This is a genomic window from Novosphingobium sp. HII-3 (genome assembly GCF_002916655.1).
GTDB classification, from domain to species: domain Bacteria; phylum Pseudomonadota; class Alphaproteobacteria; order Sphingomonadales; family Sphingomonadaceae; genus Novosphingobium; species Novosphingobium panipatense.
This window is the reverse complement of sequence record NZ_PPSM01000057.1, coordinates 113,317-129,176: the sequence shown is the minus strand read 5'-3', so window position 1 is coordinate 129,176 and position 15,860 is coordinate 113,317. Positions and strand designations below refer to the sequence as shown.

13 protein-coding genes are annotated in these 15,860 nt (G+C 64.3%); 7 read left to right on the top strand and 6 right to left on the bottom strand.

All coding sequences use genetic code 11. The features are described from left to right. Window positions 1–2: 2 nt before the first annotated feature. A complete protein-coding gene (locus C2R25_RS17065) occupies window positions 3–1,826 on the top strand; it encodes a M2 family metallopeptidase (protein ID WP_103730387.1) in 1,824 nt (607 codons plus the stop codon). A 105-nt stretch (window positions 1,827–1,931) separates the two neighbouring features. On the opposite strand, the gene C2R25_RS17060 is transcribed toward C2R25_RS17065, so the two are convergent. The 4 genes from C2R25_RS17060 to rpsF form a co-directional block, all read right to left on the bottom strand. Then, complete coding sequence (locus C2R25_RS17060) at window positions 1,932–3,362, bottom strand: AMP nucleosidase (RefSeq protein WP_103730386.1); 1,431 nt, start codon at window positions 3,360–3,362, stop codon at window positions 1,932–1,934. Window positions 3,363–3,551: 189 nt separating this feature from the next. Then, complete coding sequence (gene rplI, locus C2R25_RS17055; protein WP_103730351.1) at window positions 3,552–4,148, bottom strand: 50S ribosomal protein L9; 597 nt, start codon at window positions 4,146–4,148, stop codon at window positions 3,552–3,554. Window positions 4,149–4,163: 15 nt separating this feature from the next. Continuing rightward, window positions 4,164–4,388 carry a 30S ribosomal protein S18 gene (gene rpsR, locus C2R25_RS17050; RefSeq protein ID WP_039284546.1) on the bottom strand — a complete coding sequence of 75 codons (225 nt, stop codon included), beginning with the start codon at window positions 4,386–4,388 and terminating at the stop codon, window positions 4,164–4,166. Between the two features lie 5 nt (window positions 4,389–4,393). Next, window positions 4,394–4,756: a 30S ribosomal protein S6 gene (gene rpsF / locus C2R25_RS17045; RefSeq protein ID WP_103730350.1), complete on the bottom strand. Its 363-nt coding sequence runs from the start codon at window positions 4,754–4,756 to the stop codon at window positions 4,394–4,396. Between the two features lie 266 nt (window positions 4,757–5,022). Between rpsF and C2R25_RS17040 the strand changes: the two genes are divergently transcribed. Both C2R25_RS17040 and C2R25_RS17035 read left to right on the top strand, forming a co-directional pair. Next, complete coding sequence (locus C2R25_RS17040; protein ID WP_103730349.1) at window positions 5,023–7,683, top strand: M1 family metallopeptidase; 2,661 nt, start codon at window positions 5,023–5,025, stop codon at window positions 7,681–7,683. Window positions 7,684–7,897: 214 nt separating this feature from the next. Next, a complete protein-coding gene (locus tag C2R25_RS17035; RefSeq protein WP_103730348.1) occupies window positions 7,898–8,842 on the top strand; it encodes a DUF808 domain-containing protein in 945 nt (314 codons plus the stop codon). Window positions 8,843–8,852: 10 nt separating this feature from the next. Here the strand turns inward: C2R25_RS17035 and C2R25_RS17030 are convergent, their stop codons facing one another. After that, window positions 8,853–10,265 carry a Mur ligase family protein gene (locus C2R25_RS17030; protein ID WP_103730347.1) on the bottom strand — a complete coding sequence of 471 codons (1,413 nt, stop codon included), beginning with the start codon at window positions 10,263–10,265 and terminating at the stop codon, window positions 8,853–8,855. A 56-nt stretch (window positions 10,266–10,321) separates the two neighbouring features. Between C2R25_RS17030 and C2R25_RS17025 the strand changes: the two genes are divergently transcribed. The 4 genes from C2R25_RS17025 to dnaN all read left to right on the top strand — a co-directional run bounded on the left by C2R25_RS17025 (window position 10,322) and on the right by dnaN (window position 14,385). Next, on the top strand, window positions 10,322–11,143 hold the full coding sequence (locus C2R25_RS17025; protein WP_103730385.1) for an LD-carboxypeptidase: 822 nt from the start codon (window positions 10,322–10,324) through the stop codon (window positions 11,141–11,143). A gap of 117 nt (window positions 11,144–11,260) precedes the next feature. Beyond that, window positions 11,261–12,196: an ACP S-malonyltransferase gene (gene fabD, locus C2R25_RS17020; protein WP_103730346.1), complete on the top strand. Its 936-nt coding sequence runs from the start codon at window positions 11,261–11,263 to the stop codon at window positions 12,194–12,196. 80 nt (window positions 12,197–12,276) lie between these two features. After that, window positions 12,277–13,041 (top strand): 3-oxoacyl-[acyl-carrier-protein] reductase, encoded by a 765-nt coding sequence (gene fabG / locus C2R25_RS17015; protein ID WP_103730345.1) that lies wholly within the window; start codon window positions 12,277–12,279, stop codon window positions 13,039–13,041. A gap of 225 nt (window positions 13,042–13,266) precedes the next feature. After that, the gene (gene dnaN / locus C2R25_RS17010) at window positions 13,267–14,385 is read left to right on the top strand and encodes a DNA polymerase III subunit beta (RefSeq protein ID WP_103730344.1); all 1,119 of its coding nucleotides are present in this window, start codon (window positions 13,267–13,269) and stop codon (window positions 14,383–14,385) included. A 93-nt stretch (window positions 14,386–14,478) separates the two neighbouring features. Here the strand turns inward: dnaN and C2R25_RS17005 are convergent, their stop codons facing one another. Then, complete coding sequence (locus tag C2R25_RS17005; protein WP_103730343.1) at window positions 14,479–15,783, bottom strand: FAD-dependent oxidoreductase; 1,305 nt, start codon at window positions 15,781–15,783, stop codon at window positions 14,479–14,481. Window positions 15,784–15,860 lie beyond the last annotated feature (77 nt).

Below are 15,860 nucleotides of genomic sequence, written 5' to 3'. Positions count from 1 at the left end.
TCATGAAGTTCGCTTCAATTGCCCTGGCCGCGCTTGCTGCCGGCCTGTCCTTTGCCGCTCTGCCGGCACACGCCGAAGAATATCCGCTGACGGCCGAGGGTGCTGCCCAGTTCGTCGCCGCTGCCGAAAAAGACCTGTTCGACTTTTCCATCGACACCGCCCGCGCGAGCTGGGTGAACGCCACCTACATCAATGAGGACACGGACGCCCTTGCCGCCAAGGCAAACGGCCTGATGACTGAAAAGCAGGTGCAGTACGCGGTGGACGCAGCGAAGTTCGCCAAAGTGGGCGGACTGGACGCGGATGTGGCGCGCAAGCTGCACATCCTGCAGCAGAGCATCGTCGTTCCCGCCTCCTCCTCACCGGGGGCCGCTGCCGAACTGAGCGAAATCACCACTCGCCTCTCCTCCACTTACGGCAAGGGTCGGGGCACGCTGGACGGGAAGCCGATCAACGGGTCGGACATCGAAGCCGAAATGGGCAATACGGAGCGGACGCCCGCCCAGCTCTCGGAGATGTGGACCAGCTGGCACGACAATGTCGGCAAGCCGATGAAGGCGGACTACGTCAAGATGGTGGGAATGGCGAATCAGGGCGCGAAGGAGCTCGGCTTCGCGGACGTGGGCGCCATGTGGCGCTCGGGCTACGACATGACGCCAGAAGCCTTCGCGGCCGAAACGCAGCGCCTCTGGAACGAAACGAAGCCTCTCTACCTCGCGCTTCACACCTACGTTCGACGCAAGCTGAACGAGAAGTACGGCGATGCCGTGCAGCCCCGCACCGGCCCGATCCGCGCGGACCTGCTCGGCAATATGTGGGCGCAGGAGTGGGGTAATATCTACCCGCTCGTCGCTCCGGCTGGGGCGGGTGACCTGGGCTACGACATCGGCGATCTGCTAAAGGCTCAGAACAGGACGCCCGTCGACATGGTGAAGACCGGCGAACGGTTTTACTCCTCGCTCGGCTTCGATCCCCTTCCGGACACGTTCTGGACGCGCTCGATGATCACCAAGCCCGCGGATCGGGAGGTGATCTGCCACGCCTCGGCCTGGAACGTCGACAACAAGGACGACATCCGCATCAAGATGTGCACCAAGGTGAATGCGGACGACTTCGTTACCATTCACCACGAGCTGGGACACAATTACTACCAGCGCGCCTATAACCGGCAGCCGTTCCTTTATCAGAGCGGCGCCAATGACGGCTTCCATGAGGCTATCGGCGACTTCGTGGCCCTGTCGATCACGCCGCAGTACCTCGTTCAGATCGGACTGCTCGATCAAGCGAAGGTGCCGTCTGCGGACAAGGATATCGGCCTGCTCCTGCGCCAGGCGCTGGACAAGGTGGCCTTCCTCCCGTTCGGGCTGATGATTGACCGCTACCGCTGGGACATCTTCGATGGCAGCATCCAGCCCGCCGACTACAACAAGGCCTGGACGAAGATGCGGCTGGATTACCAGGGGATCACCCCGCCGACCGCGCGGCCGGATGACGCGTTCGATGCGGGCGCCAAGTACCACGTCCCGGGCAATACGCCGTACACCCGCTACTTCCTCGCGCGCATCCTGCAGTTCCAGTTCTACCAGGCCGCGTGCAAGCAGGCCGGGTGGAAGGGCCCGCTGCACCGGTGCAGCTTCTATGGCGACGAGAAGGTGGGCGAACGCCTGAATGCCATGCTGGAGATGGGCGGTTCGAAGCCCTGGCCCGAAGCGCTCAAGGTCTTCACCGGATCGCCGAAGATGAGCGCCAAGCCGATGCTGGATTACTTCGCACCGCTCAAGAAGTGGCTGGACGCCCAGAACAAGGGCGAGACTTCCGGCTGGTAACACCAGCCGAACGGCCGGCGTGCGCTGACCGCGCACTGGCCTCGGTTGCGAAAAGACCCGCCTCACTTTCGTGGAGCGGGTCTTTTCCTGTCAGCGGCTCTGCTCTTAACGGAACGGCGGTTCGTTGAAGGCGCGCAGCTTTCGCGAATGCAGCCGATCGCCCTGTTCACGCAGCAGGTCGCAGGAAATGAGACCGATCTTCAGATGGCTTGCGATCGCTTCCTCGTAGAAGCGGTTGGCCTGGCCGGGAAGCTTGAGCTCGCCATGAAGCGGCTTGTCCGAGACGCAGAGCAGCGTGCCGTAAGGGACGCGGAAGCGATACCCCTGAGCGCTGATCGTGGCGCTTTCCATGTCGATGCCGATGGCCCGGCTAAGGCTGAACCGCTTGGCAGATTCCGTGTAACGCAGCTCCCAGTTGCGGTCGTCCGTCGTGACGACGGTGCCGGTGCGCATGCGCTTCTTGAGGTTTGCCCCACCGCCGCCGCTGACCATCTCTGCCGCCTGTGCCAGTGCCTGCTGGACTTCGGCAATGGCGGGCAGCGGGATCTCCGGCGGCAGGACCGGATCCAGAACGTGATCGTCGCGAAGGTAGGCGTGCGCCAGCACGTAGTCGCCGATGCGCTGGCTGTCGCGCAGGCCGCCGCAGTGGCCGATCATCAGCCAGGCTTCGGGCCTGAGGACCGCGAGGTGATCGGTGATCGTCTTCGCATTCGAGGGGCCGACCCCGATGTTGACCAGTGTGATGCCCGAGCGATCCTCACGGATCAGGTGGTAAGCCGGCATCTGGTGCCGACGCCATGCCGTGTCGGAGAGGCGTGCACGAGCGTTGTCGACCGGCGCGTCCAGATAGAGGCCACCTGCGCCCGACAAGGCAACGTAGCCGTCCGATCCGACCTGCTTTCCGGCCCAATCGACGAACTCGTCCACGTAGCGATGGTAGTTGGTGAACAAGACGAAGCGTTGGCAATGCTCCGGACTGGTGCCGGTGTAGTGCGCAAGGCGCGCAAGGCTGAAGTCCGTACGCAGGCCGTCGAACAGCGCCAGAGGATGCGGCTCGCCTTCACCGCTCTGGAAGGTGCCGTCCGCGATCTCATCGCCGATCATCGCCAGTTCGGTACTGGGGAAGTGAGCGGCCAATTCCTGCGGCGTGACGGCACCGACCGCCACCCCTTCAAGGACATACGGAAAGGGGATTTCCTGCGCCGACCGCGTCACCTGGAATTCCACCTCGTACTCCGCCTCGATCAGCGCGAGCTGTTCCTCGAGGTAATCGGCGAAGAGGTGAGGGCGTGTGACCGTCGTGACGTAGGTTCCCGGCGCCTCGAGCCGGCCGAAAGCGCGCGATGCGGGGGCTGCACGTTCGACACCGCGATAGGTGATGCGCAGCTCAGGGTAAGTCCAGAGGCGGTCAGCGCGGCGATCGTCGGGGGGAAGAGTGCCGTTTTTAACGAAGGCGGCGATGTCGGCCTTGAGAGTGGAAACGGCGGCTTCATATACGCGGACCAATTCCGCGAGGGTTGCTTTCATGTTCTGCATGTCCATCTATTACGCATTCCGTACTGGGGCGCAATAGGGACAAAGTACGACGCGGTGCTGACGCCTGCGCCCTCATGTGAGCTTCGCCGGTCTGCCGCCGTCCGCAGTTGTCGAGGGCGGAACGGAAAAGCCCCCGCTTCACGAGGAAGCGAGGGCTCTTGATCCGTTTCGGTACCGAAAGGGAAGGGATCAGGCCTGAGCCTCGCCCTCTTCCTCGGTTTCCTCGACCGCGATCTCGCCGGGTTCGGCGTTCGGGTCGTAGGCTTCGGTGAAGCCCGAGACGTCCTGTTCGAACATCGCGGCCATCACGTCCACGCCCTGCGACTGCAGTTCGGCTTCGTCCGGCGAACGCGCGACGTTCACCTTGACGTTGACCGACACTTCAGGGTGCAGGTTGACCTTGACGTCGAAGATGCCGAGCGTCTTGATCGGGCGCTCAAGCACGATCATCTGCTTCGACACGTTCGCGCCCTGTTCGTTCAGGCCGTCGACGATGTCGCGGACCGAGACCGAACCGTAGAGCTGGCCCGAGTTCGACGAGGCGCGGATCAGGACGATCTGCTTGCCTTCGACGTCGCCCGACTGCGCTTCGGCGGCCGTGCGGCGCTCTGCGTTGTCGGCCTCGATCTTGGCGCGGTTGGCTTCGAAGACCTTCTTGTTCGCGTCGTTGGCGCGAAGGGCCTTCTTGTTCGGAAGCAGGTAGTTACGAGCGTAACCGTCCTTGACCGAGACGACGTCGCCGATGGCGCCGAGCTTCTCGATGCGCTCCAGGAGGATGATCTGCATGGGTAGGTCCCTCCCTTACTTGACGATGAAGGGCAGCAGGCCGATGTGCCGGGCGCGCTTGATGGCCTGGCTCAGCTCACGCTGCTTCTTGGCGGAAACCGCGGTGATGCGGCTGGGGACGATCTTGCCACGCTCGGACATGAAGCCCTGGAGCAGACGAACGTCCTTGTAATCGATCTTCGGCGCGTTCTTGCCCGAGAACGGGCAGGACTTGCGGCGGCGGAAGAATGCACGTGCCATGTGGATCAGGCTCCTTCACGTTCGCGACGGCGCGTACGCTCGCGGTCGCTCTTGCGCATCATGACCGAAGGGCCTTCCTCATGCTCGTCAACGCGGATGGTGACGTAGCGGATGACGTCTTCGTTGATCGAAGTCTGACGCTCGAGCTCAGCGACGACGTCGCCCGAAGCTTCGATGTTCAGCATCACGAAGTGCGCCTTGCGGTTGCGCTTGATCTTGTAAGCGAGATTCTTGAGGCCCCAGGTCTCGGTCTTGACGACCTTGCCCTGGTTCGACTCGACGATCTCGGTGGCGGCGGCAGCCAGCGCATCAACCTGCGCTTGGCTAAGGTCCTGGCGCGCCAGGAACACGTGCTCATATAGAGCCACGGCAGCTTCCTTATCTTGTCTAACCGATCGCTGGCTACCCGCGGGATTGCGGGGCCCCTCCGGCTTTCTTCAGTGTTCCGCGAAGTTTCATGACTTCGAGGAAGGGGCGCCCTTAGCCTATTGGGGGGAGATTGCAACCCGGGACTCTGCAAAGCGCCGCGCGCCCCTCCTCGGGAACAAGAAAAAATTGCCACATGGCGTTAAAATGTTGCGCATGAGGGACAGGGCGTTAGCTAGGCACATCCTTCAGTCGAGAGTCGAGCTATATGAAAAGAACATATCGTCGTTTCGCACTGGCGCTGCTGGCAAGCGTGGCGCTCCCGATGTCGGCCGGGGCGCAGGGCGTCGGCAACGCCTCGACGACGAAAGGGGCAACGGCTGAAACGGTGACGACTCAGTTGCCGCGCGCGGTGCGTCCCAGTCATTACGACCTGACCATTACCCCCGATGCGCAGGCCATGACATTCGAGGGGCAGGCTGCGATCACCATCGACGTGGTCGAAGCGACCAGGACGATAACCCTGCATGCGGCCGACCTGGCCATCGCGAAAGCAGCCTTGACGACCAAGACCGGCAGGAAGGCAGGTGCGCCGACCGTCACGCTGGACACCAAGGCGCAGACGGCGACCTTCACGTTCACAAAGCCGGTCGCGCCAGGCAGCTACGTGCTCTCGATCGATTATGCGGGCAAGATCAACACGCAGGCGTTCGGCCTCTTCGCGCTGGACTACAAGGCCGCAGACGGATCGCAGAAGCGCGCACTTTTCACGCAGTTCGAAAACTCCGACGCGCGCCGTTTCATGCCTTCCTGGGACGAGCCGTTCTACAAGGCGACGTTCAGCCTCAAGACGATCGTTCCCACCGATGAGGTTGCTGTCGGCAACCTGCCGGTGGAGAGCCGGAAGGATCTGGGGCAGGGCAAGACGCTGGTGACGTTCGGCACCAGCCCCCGGATGTCGACATACCTGCTGTTCTTCAGCCTGGGCGACTTCGAGCGCAAGACCGTCATGGTAGGCGACACCGAAGTGGGTGTCCTGACCAAGCGCGGCGATCTCGCACAGGCGGATTATGCGCTGAAAGCCTCGGCCGACATGCTGCCGTGGATGAACGAGTACTTCGGCGAGAAGTACCCGCTGCCCAAGCTGGACCATATCGCAGCGCCCGGGCGGAGCCAGTTCTTCTCCGCGATGGAGAACTGGGGCGGCATCTTCTACTTCGAAAACGCCATGCTGCTGGACCCGAAGATCGCGTCGAACAGCCTGCGCGAACGCATCTTCACCGTCGTCGCGCATGAAATGGCGCACCAGTGGTTCGGCGATCTCGTCACCATGTCCTGGTGGGACGACCTCTGGCTGAACGAGGGCTTCGCCTCCTGGCTCGAAAGCCGCGCGACGGAAAAGTTCCATCCGGAATGGCATCCCGAGTTGACCGCGCTCGGCTCTCGCGAGTCCGCGATGGGTCAGGATGCCTACGTCACTACGCATCCGGTCATCCACCCCATCAAGACGGTGGAGGAAGCCAGCCAGGCCTTCGATTCGATCACCTACTCCAAGGGTGAGGCGGTCATTCGGATGCTGGAGGCCTATGCCGGTTCCGACGAGTGGCGCGCGGGCGTACAGGCGTACATGAAGCGCTATAGCCACTCCAACACGGTAACCGACGACCTGTGGCGCGAGATCGACAAGGCTTCGGGCAAGCCGATCAGCGAAATCGCGCACGATTTCACTCTCCAGCCCGGAATTCCGCTGGTGAAGGTAACGGCCACCTGCAACGCCGGCTCCACGGCAGTGGCGCTGGAGCAGGGCGAGTTCACCCGCGATCGCGCCGGCAAGCAGCCGCTGGCCTGGCGAGTGCCAGTGCGCGTGGCCCAGGTCGGTGGGACAGCTCAGGCCGAGACGCTGCTCCAGGGCAAGGGCGCACTCCAGGTTGCGGGCTGCAGCCCCGTGATCGTCAATGCAGGCCAGACCGGCTACTACCGTGTGCTTTATGATCCCCGCACCTTTGCCGGGATCGCCAAGAACATCGCAACGGTGAAGCCGGTCGACCAGCTCGGCATCCTCAACGATGCGGTTGCGCTGGGCTACGCTGGCAATCAGCCGATGGCCGATATGCTGGACCTGGTGAAGAACCTCCCGGCCGACGCATCGCCGCAGGTGATGGAACGCGCGGCAAGCGTCATCGCAGGGTTGGCGCCCTATGCCGAAGCCAATCCGAAGCGCAAGGCGGCCCTGACCCGCTTCGCAACGGCGCGCCTTCTGCCGGTGCTGAAGGGCCTGGGTTGGACGCCCAAGGCAGATGAGCCTGCGACGGCGGGCGAACTGCGCGCAACGCTCATCGAGGTGCTGGGCGATCTTGGCGAAAAGACGGTGGTGGCTGAGGCCCGCCGCCGTTTCGCTGATCCGGCGGCGATCGATCCTTCGGTCAAGGTTGCCATCCTTGGCGTCGTCGCAAAGAACGCCGATGCCGCCACCTGGGATGCCCTCCATGCGATGGCGAAGGATGAGACCTCCGCGCAGGTTCGCACCACCCTCTATTCGCTCCTCGGCCGGGCGGCCGATCCCGCACTGGCCGACAAGGCGCTCGCCCTGTCGCTCACGGATGAGCCGGGGCTGACGACCAGCCCCGTCATCGTCAGCTCGGTGGGTGCGGAACATCCGGAAAGGACGTTCGACTTCGTGATGGCGAACTACGATGCCGTCATGGGCCGCGTCGACGTGTCGGGTGCAACCCGCTACGTAGCGCGCCTGTCCGCGACGAGCGCCGATCCGGCCATGGTCGGCAAGCTCGATGCCTATGCGAAGCAGCGTCTTGCCGCCGGTTCGCGCCGTCCCGTGGACGAGGCGATCGCCAAGATCCAGGACCGCATCAAGGTTGCGCAGACGCGCCTGCCTGAAGTGGACGCCTGGCTGGCGAAGGCCGGGTACTGACCGAAGCTGTCCCGTCTTTCGGCGGAACAGCATGCCATGCGATGCCCGGCGATCGTCACGGTCGCCGGGCCTTTGCGTTCTGCGCCCTTTAGAAGGTGATAGCGAATCGCCTGCCGGCAGTGCAGCCATCAGCCGCCTTCTGCTTTTTCTTGCTCGACGGTCGTTTAGCCCGCATGGCTGACGACCGTTCCGTTCACTTTCAAGAGGTTCCCTGATGCCCTCCGGCCTAGTTGCCCTGCTTGACGACGTAGCGGTCATAGCCCGAGCCGCGGCCGCATCCCTTGATGACGTTGCAGCGGGTGTCGCGAAGGCGGGCTCCAAGGCGGCCGGCGTGGTGATCGACGACGCGGCAGTGACGCCGGGCTATGTCACGGGCTTCACGCCGGAACGTGAGCTGCCGATCATCTGGAAGATCGCCAAGGGCTCGTTCCGAAACAAGTTGCTGATCCTGCTGCCGATCGCCCTGCTCCTGAGCGCTTTCCTGCCCCAGGCGATAACGCCGATCCTGATGATCGGCGGCCTCTATCTCGCCTTCGAAGGCGCAGAGAAGATCATGGAAAAGCTGGGTGGCGAGAAGCACGGGGAGACCTTGGAAGATCCTATCCAGGACGTCGCCACCTTCGAGACAGAGCGTGTGACCGGGGCGGTGCGGACCGACCTCATCCTCTCCGCTGAAATCATGGCCATCGCGCTCGCCGAAATTGGCGAGCAGTCGCTGGTCGGCCGCGCTGTTACGCTTGCGCTGGTGGGCATTGCCATCACGGCCGCTGTCTATGGGGCCGTCGCGCTCATCGTGAAGATGGACGACGTGGGCCTGCATCTGGCGAAGAAGCCCGGCTCGGCCGCTCAGGCGTCCGGACGGATGCTGCTGCGGGCGATGCCGGCGGTCCTCACTTTCCTCGGCAGCGTCGGAACCGTGGCGATGCTGTGGGTCGGCGGCGGCATTATCCTGCACGGCCTGGAGGAGCTTGGATTGCCGGGTCCCGCTCACGTCGCCCACGCAATCCAGCATGCCGTTGCCGAGGCCACCGGCCCGCTTGGAGGAGTGACCGGGTGGCTGGCTTACGCCGTGGCTTCAGCGATCGTCGGGCTTGTCCTCGGCGCGATTGTCGCACTGGTGGTTCACCTCGTCGCGAAAGCCCGCGGCAAGGCGCACTGAACGGCTGCGGTCAGTCGAGGGCTGCAAGGAGGTCGCGGGCGAAGATCGTCAGCGTGTCGTCGCGCGCGCCCATGACGACCACGCGGTCGCCGGGGCGGGCGATCTGTACGATGCGGGCGGCGCAGTCATCGCGGGACGGCATGTATTCGGCCGTGCCGCCATGGCTTTCGATCAGCCTCACGATGCGTTCGCTGCCGTGCGTCCGGTCCACCGTTCCGCCGAAGTAGACCGGATCGCACAGGATCGTGACGTCGTCCGCGCCCAGTCGTGTGGCGAAAACCTCGGCCAGTTCGGCACCCATCTGGCGCAACGGGCCGTAACCGTGGGGCTGGAAGAAGGCGATAATCCGGCCGGGATGCGCGCGCAAGGTGGCAAGCGTTGCGGATACCTTGTCCGGATTGTGTCCGAAGTCGTCGATGACGACGGTGCCGGAAGCCGATGTGCCGATGACGTCGAAGCGACGGGCCAAGCCTTCGAACGAGGTAAGCGCGGCGACCGCATCGGCGATCGGCACCCCGGCTGCGTTGGCGGCTGCGATGGCGGCGAGGGCGTTGTAGAGGTTGTGCCGCCCCGGAACCTTGAGCGTGAGCGCATGAGAGCCGCCATCGCGCTTGTCGACAATCGTGGCGGTGAGGGAGGTTGGGCCTTCAACGATGTCCGTGGCGCCGATCTGCGCTTCGGATGAGGTGATGCCGAAGGAGATGAACGCCTGCGCCTTTGCAGCGAGGGCGCTGGTCTCGGCATCGTCGAGGTTAAGGGCGCAAAGCTCTGCGCGCTCAAGGAAATCACCGAAGAGCTGGCGCAGTTCCTCAAGGCTTTTGTGATCGAGACTGACATTGCCGAGGACCGCCACCTTCGGGCGATAGAGCGCGATCGAGCCGTCGCTTTCATCGACCTCGGAAACGAAGGCGCTGCCCTGTCCCACGCGCGCGCTGGCGAAGGGGGCATCCTCGCGCACGAAATTCTTCATCACCGCGCCGTTCATGATCGTCGGGTCGCGGCCGGCGGCGGTCATGATCCACCCGGTCATTCCGGTGACGGTCGACTTTCCGGACGTGCCGCCGATGGCGATCCCTTCAGGCGCCGCGTTGAAGAGCGTGGCGAGCAGTTCGGCGCGGCTCATCCGTGCGCAGCCCAGCTCCCGGGCCCGAAGGACCTCGGGAACGGTATCCTCGACGGCGGCGGAGGCGACCAGCACCTGTTCGCGCGAGGTGATGCCGCTGCCGTCCTGCGGGAAAAGTTCGAAGCCGAGCGATTCGAGCCAGGCGAACTTGTCGGCGCTGCGGCCCTGATCGCGGCTACGGTCGGAGCCGCCGATACGGGCACGATGCCCCTTGAGGATCAGCGCCAGCGGCAACATGCCCGAGCCGCCGATGCCGCAGAAGAACCAGGGATGAGTGGCGAGGTCGCGGGCGTCGTTCATGGGCCAAGCCGTATGCGGCCTTGCCCGTCATGACAACCTCGATAGGAATGGACGGCATGACACGCTCTTCCATCCGGGTAGCCGTTTGCGCGCCATCCACTCCGATAACGCGAGAGGATGCCCGAGCTGTGCGGGAACTCGCCGCCGCCGAGTTCCCGCAGGTCGAACTGGTTATCCACGAGCAGTGCTTCGAAGCGGACGGCCATTTCGCGGGCGCCGACCAGCGCCGGCTGGACGCGTTGGTCGACTGCGCGAACGATCCCGAATTCGATGCGGTGTGGTTCGCACGCGGAGGGTACGGCGCTTGCCGCGTGGCGGAAGGCGCGATCGCACGCATGGAGCATGCGGCCGGAGAAAAGACGTACCTCGGCTATTCCGACGCGGGCTATCTTCTGGGTGGCCTCTATCGTGCGCGGATCGGACGCCCCGTTCACGGGCCCATGTTGGCGGACATCCGGCGCGAAGGCGGCGAGGATGCCGTTCGCCGGGCCCTTGGCTTCCTTTCAGGGGCGCAGGAGGGACTGGAGCCTTCGCTGGGACGGGGGCGGCATCCGGTGGTCGCCTTCAACCTCATGACGCTCGCGATGCTGTCCGGTACCCGGCTCATGCCCGGATTGGCCAGCCATGTCGTAATGGTGGAGGAGGTGTCCGAATATCTTTATGCCGTAGATCGGCTGTTCTTCCATGCCACGGCTCATCTTAACGGCATTGCCGGGTTGCGCCTCGGGCGAGTGAGCGACGTTCCGGACAACGATCGCCCGTTCGGCGCGGACGTTGAGGAAATAGCCCGGTACTGGTGCGAACGACATGCGATCCCGTTTCTCGGGACGGCCGATATCGGCCACGACGCGGCAAACCGGATCGTGCCTTTCGGTTGAAGGACGGCATTCCGGGCTTGCGGTTCAAGGCCAAGGTCAATAACCGCGCGCCACATTCGAATTTTCAAAAGCGGTGCGTGGCTCCAGCCCGCCGTTTGAGCAAGGAGCGGTCGCAAGATGCGTGCATTCGTTTTCCCCGGACAGGGCAGCCAGAAGGTCGGCATGGGTGCGGAACTCGCCGCGGCGAGCGCCGTCGCGCGTGAGGTTTTCCAGGAGGTCGACGATGCGCTCGGCCAGAGCCTGTTTCGGATCATGACCGAGGGCCCGGAGGACCAGCTGACCCTCACCGAGAACGCACAGCCGGCGATCATGGCCAATGCCATTGCGGTGCTGCGCGTGCTTGAGAAGGAAGGCGGGATCAGCCTTGCAGACAAGGCGGACTTCGTTGCTGGTCACTCTCTGGGTGAATACACCGCGCTCTGCGCAGCCGGTGCTTTCAGCCTCGCCGACACCGCGCGCCTCCTGAAGCTGCGCGGCCAGTCAATGCAGGCGGCCGTCCCTGTGGGCGTGGGTGCGATGGCGGCGCTGCTCGGCGCCGATATTGAAAAGGCAACCGCCCTCGCCGAAGCAGCGGCTGAGGATCAGGTCTGCACCGTCGCCAACGACAACGATCCCACCCAGGTCGTCATCTCCGGTCACAAGGAAGCGATCGAGCGCGCCATTGCGCTCGTAAAGGAGCATGGCATCAAGCGCGGCATCGCGCTGCCCGTCTCGGCGCCGTTCCACTGCCCGCTGATGCAGCCCGCCGCCGACGCCATGGCCGAGGCGCTTGCCGCAACCCCGCCGGGCACGCTGCGAGTGGCGCTCTTCGCCAACGTCACCGCTTCGGTCGTGACCGATCCGGCCGAAGTCCAGCGCCTCCTCGTTGAGCAGGTCACCGGCCGCGTTCGCTGGCGTGAGAGCGCGATCGCCATGCGCGAAGCCGGGGTGGAGCGTTTCTTCGAGATCGGCGGCAAGGTCGTCGGCCCGATGATCAAGCGCTCGGCCGGAGAGGTGGATGTCACCGCCGCCACGACGATGGCGGAGATCGAGGAATTGGCGAAGAGCCTGTAAAGCCGTCGCGTCCCGGGCTTGACCCGGGACTGCCAGCCGTTCGAAGAAGCATCGCCGGATGGCGATCTAGGAGTTTTGCCATGTTCAACCTCAACGGAATGACTGCTCTGGTGACCGGCGCGAGCGGCGGCATCGGTTCGGCCGTCGCCCGGGCTCTCGCGGCGCAGGGCGCACGCCTTGCGATTTCGGGATCGAATGCCGACAAGCTGCGCGCCTTCCGCGAAGAGCTCGACGAGCATACCCCGCAGCACCTGCAGGAAGTCGACCATGTCGCGATCGCCTGCAATCTTGGCGAGGCAGAGCAGGTCGAGAAGCTGGTTCCGGCTGCGCTGGAATCGCTGGGCAAGATCGACATCCTCGTCAACAACGCCGGCATCACGCGCGACAATCTTGCCATGCGCATGAAGGACGAGGAGTGGGACCAGGTCATCAGGATCAATCTTGAGTCCACCTTCCGCCTCATGCGCGCCGCCACCAAGCCGATGATGAAGGCCCGCTTCGGCCGCATCATCAACGTGACATCCGTGGTCGGCACCACCGGCAACCCCGGGCAGATGAACTACTGCGCGGCGAAGGGCGGCATCACCGCCATGTCCAAGAGCCTTGCGCAGGAGCTCGCCAGCCGCGGTGTGACGGTGAACTGCATTGCGCCCGGCTTCATCCGCACCGCCATGACCGAGGTCCTGCCCGATGCGCAGAAGGAAGCGCTGAACGGCCGCATCCCCATGGGCCGCATGGGCGAGGGCGACGACATCGCCTCCGCTGCCGTGTTCCTGGCCAGCAAGGAAGCCGGCTACATCACCGGCCAGACCATCCACGTGAACGGCGGCATGGTGATGGTCTGACGTGACCGTCCAGGCGGGGCTTCGGGCGAAGGCATAGGACCGCGTCGGAGCCCCGCCCGGGGACGTCAGGCCGAAGTTCTCCATAAGAACCCTTCATTTATCCCCAGATTCGCGGTTTCTGCCCTCGTTGCAACTTGCCGCGCTTCCGACTCCCGTTAGAGATAGTCGTCCGAATTTCAGGGATGTCCGCATCCCGTGCCCGACCAAGGGGGACTTGAGGCTGTCATGAAGGCCACTATCGAACGTTCCACGCTGCTGCGCTGTCTTTCCCATGTGCAGTCGGTCGTCGAGCGCCGCAATACCATCCCGATCCTGTCGAACGTCCTGATCGAAGCTTCCGCCGGAGGCTCACTCAGGATCATGGCAACGGACCTTGATCTTCAGGTCGTCGAGACGCTCGGTGCTGTCTCTGTTGAGCAGGCGGGAGCGATCACGGTATCGGCGCACCTGCTGTTCGACATCGCCCGAAAGCTTCCGGAGGGCAGCCAGGTCAGCCTGGACTCGGCGGACAATCGCATGGTGGTGAAGGCTGGCCGCAGCCGCTTCCAGCTGCCGACGCTCCCGCGGGACGACTTCCCGATGATCGCCGAGGGCGAACTGCCCACCAGCTTCGAAGTCCCGGCCGCCACGCTGGCGCAGCTGATCGACCGGACCCGGTTCGCGATCTCCACGGAAGAGACTCGCTACTACCTGAACGGCATCTTCCTCCATGTCACGGATGAGGAACTGAAGGCGGCCGCCACCGATGGCCATCGCCTTGCCCGTTTCACCCTGCCGCGCCCGGATGGCTCGGAAGGCATGCCTGACGTTATCGTGCCGCGTAAGTGCGTCGGCGAACTGCGCAAGCTGCTGGAGGAATCGCTCGACACCAACGTGCTGGTCGATCTCTCGGCCAGCAAGATCCGCTTCACGCTTGGCGGTGAGAACGGTGTCGTGCTGACCAGCAAGCTGATCGACGGAACGTTCCCGGACTACACCCGAGTCATCCCCACCGCGAATGACAAGCTCCTGAAGGTGGATCCGAAGACCTTTTTCCAAGGCGTGGACCGCGTGGCGACGATCGCCACCGAGAAGACCCGCGCTGTGAAAATGGCTCTGGAAACCGATCGCGTGACGCTTTCGGTCACCTCGCCGGACAATGGTACGGCGGCGGAAGAAGTGCCGGCGCAGTATGCCTCCGACGGGTTCGAAATCGGGTTCAACGCGAACTACCTCAAGGACATTCTTGGACAGATCGACGGCGACACCGTTGAACTGCACCTCGCCGATGCTGCCGCTCCGACGCTGATCCGGCAGGACGACAAGAGCCCCGCGCTCTACGTGCTGATGCCGATGCGCGTCTGAGGTCAAATTCAGGCGAAGTGATGACAAGGCCGGGGCGGAAGCTCCGGCCTTTGTGCATCGTAGGCTAGCGGCAGGAAGTGCCGGTCACAAGGCTCAGGCTCGGCCGGCCGCCTCGATCATCTTTTCCACCGCGACGAACTTCTCGCGGGGCGACCCCGCCCGGGCCGCCGCGACTTCCGCTTCGTCGATCTTCTGCCAGTCGGCGAATCGAACGACCTGGATGCCGCGCTCGGCCGCGAGTTCGTCAAACCCCTTTCGTCCGGGCTTCCCGGCGGGAGCGGGAATGTCGGCTTCGACCTTTTCGATGATCGAGAATCCGTCGGGCCGGTTGGTGCCGATCGTGCCCGTTGGCCCGCGTCGCGCCCATCCGACGCAGTAAAGGCCGGGGGCGATCCGGCCTTCCACATTGGCGAAGCGGCCGCCCTGTTCGTCATAAGGCACATCGGGAATGGGTGACGTCTGGTACCCGATGCAGGAGACGACGAGCCCGGCCGGAACGCGGTAGAAGGTGCCGGTGCCGACGGCCTTGCCCCCCTCGACCCGTGTTCTTTCGACTTCGACAGCCTCGACGCGGCCTTGGCCGATGATGGAATGGGGCGCCGCGAAGAAATCGAATTCGACGGCGACATCGTCCCGGTCGTTATCGGCGTCGGTGGCGAAGCTGCGCAGGAGAGCCATAGCCTTGCGCAATCCGGGGTCGAGCTGCGTATCGCGGTCGAGGTCCGGAAGATCGGCCGGATCGACCCGGGGATGGGCGCGTGTGAGGCTGGCCAGTTCAGCAAGCTCCTTGGGTGTCATCGCGATCTGGTGCGGCCCGCGCCGGCCAAGGATCACGATGCGCCGCACAGCCGAACCGCCTAGGGCAGTGCGCGCATGGGAGACGATGTCCGAACCCGTCAGCTCCTCCTCCGACTTGGCGAGAATGCGGGCCACATCGAGCGCGACATTGCCATTCCCCACGATGACTGCCGTGTCATGATCCAGCTGCGGGTTTAGACCGGAGAACTGCGGATGTCCGTTGTACCACCCGACGAAGGCGGCCGAGCCGAAGACGTTGGCCAGATCGTCACCGGGCAGCTCGAGCCGGCGGTCGCGCGGTGCTCCGGTGGCGAGGATTACCGCATCGTAGAGGGTCTGGAGTTCACTCACCGACACGTCCCGGCCAAGCATCACGTTACCGACGAAGCGCACGTTCTGCGTCAGCGCCGTCGTCTCGTAGCGTTCGATCACGCCCTTGATCGCCTGATGGTCCGGCGCAACGCCGGTGCGGATAAGGCCAAAGGGGACGGGAAGGGTGTCGAATATGTCCACGTGGACGTCTTCGCCCCACTGCTTCAGCGCCGCTTCGGCAGTGTAGTAGCCGGCCGGACCCGATCCGACGATGGCGATATGCCGCATGGCTATGTCTCCCATCAGGAGGCCGGCGCCGCCGCCGGCCCGATACCGACAAGCAAGCACGCCAGCTGGACCGGGGC

What these genes read in the sequence shown, in the direction of transcription:
- C2R25_RS17065 (WP_103730387.1), top strand. Translation starts at nt 3, where the DNA reads ATGAAGTTCGCTTCAATTGCCCTGGCCGCGCTTGCTGCCGGCCTGTCC.
- C2R25_RS17035 (WP_103730348.1), top strand. Translation starts at nt 7,898, where the DNA reads ATGCCCTCCGGCCTAGTTGCCCTGCTTGACGACGTAGCGGTCATAGCC.
- rpsR (WP_039284546.1), bottom strand. Translation starts at nt 4,388, where the DNA reads ATGGCACGTGCATTCTTCCGCCGCCGCAAGTCCTGCCCGTTCTCGGGC.
- fabG (WP_103730345.1), top strand. Translation starts at nt 12,277, where the DNA reads ATGTTCAACCTCAACGGAATGACTGCTCTGGTGACCGGCGCGAGCGGC.
- rplI (WP_103730351.1), bottom strand. Translation starts at nt 4,148, where the DNA reads ATGCAGATCATCCTCCTGGAGCGCATCGAGAAGCTCGGCGCCATCGGC.
- dnaN (WP_103730344.1), top strand. Translation starts at nt 13,267, where the DNA reads ATGAAGGCCACTATCGAACGTTCCACGCTGCTGCGCTGTCTTTCCCAT.
- C2R25_RS17060 (WP_103730386.1), bottom strand. Translation starts at nt 3,362, where the DNA reads ATGCAGAACATGAAAGCAACCCTCGCGGAATTGGTCCGCGTATATGAA.
- C2R25_RS17030 (WP_103730347.1), bottom strand. Translation starts at nt 10,265, where the DNA reads ATGAACGACGCCCGCGACCTCGCCACTCATCCCTGGTTCTTCTGCGGC.
- C2R25_RS17025 (WP_103730385.1), top strand. Translation starts at nt 10,322, where the DNA reads ATGACACGCTCTTCCATCCGGGTAGCCGTTTGCGCGCCATCCACTCCG.
- C2R25_RS17040 (WP_103730349.1), top strand. Translation starts at nt 5,023, where the DNA reads ATGAAAAGAACATATCGTCGTTTCGCACTGGCGCTGCTGGCAAGCGTG.
- C2R25_RS17005 (WP_103730343.1), bottom strand. Translation starts at nt 15,783, where the DNA reads ATGCGGCATATCGCCATCGTCGGATCGGGTCCGGCCGGCTACTACACT.
- fabD (WP_103730346.1), top strand. Translation starts at nt 11,261, where the DNA reads ATGCGTGCATTCGTTTTCCCCGGACAGGGCAGCCAGAAGGTCGGCATG.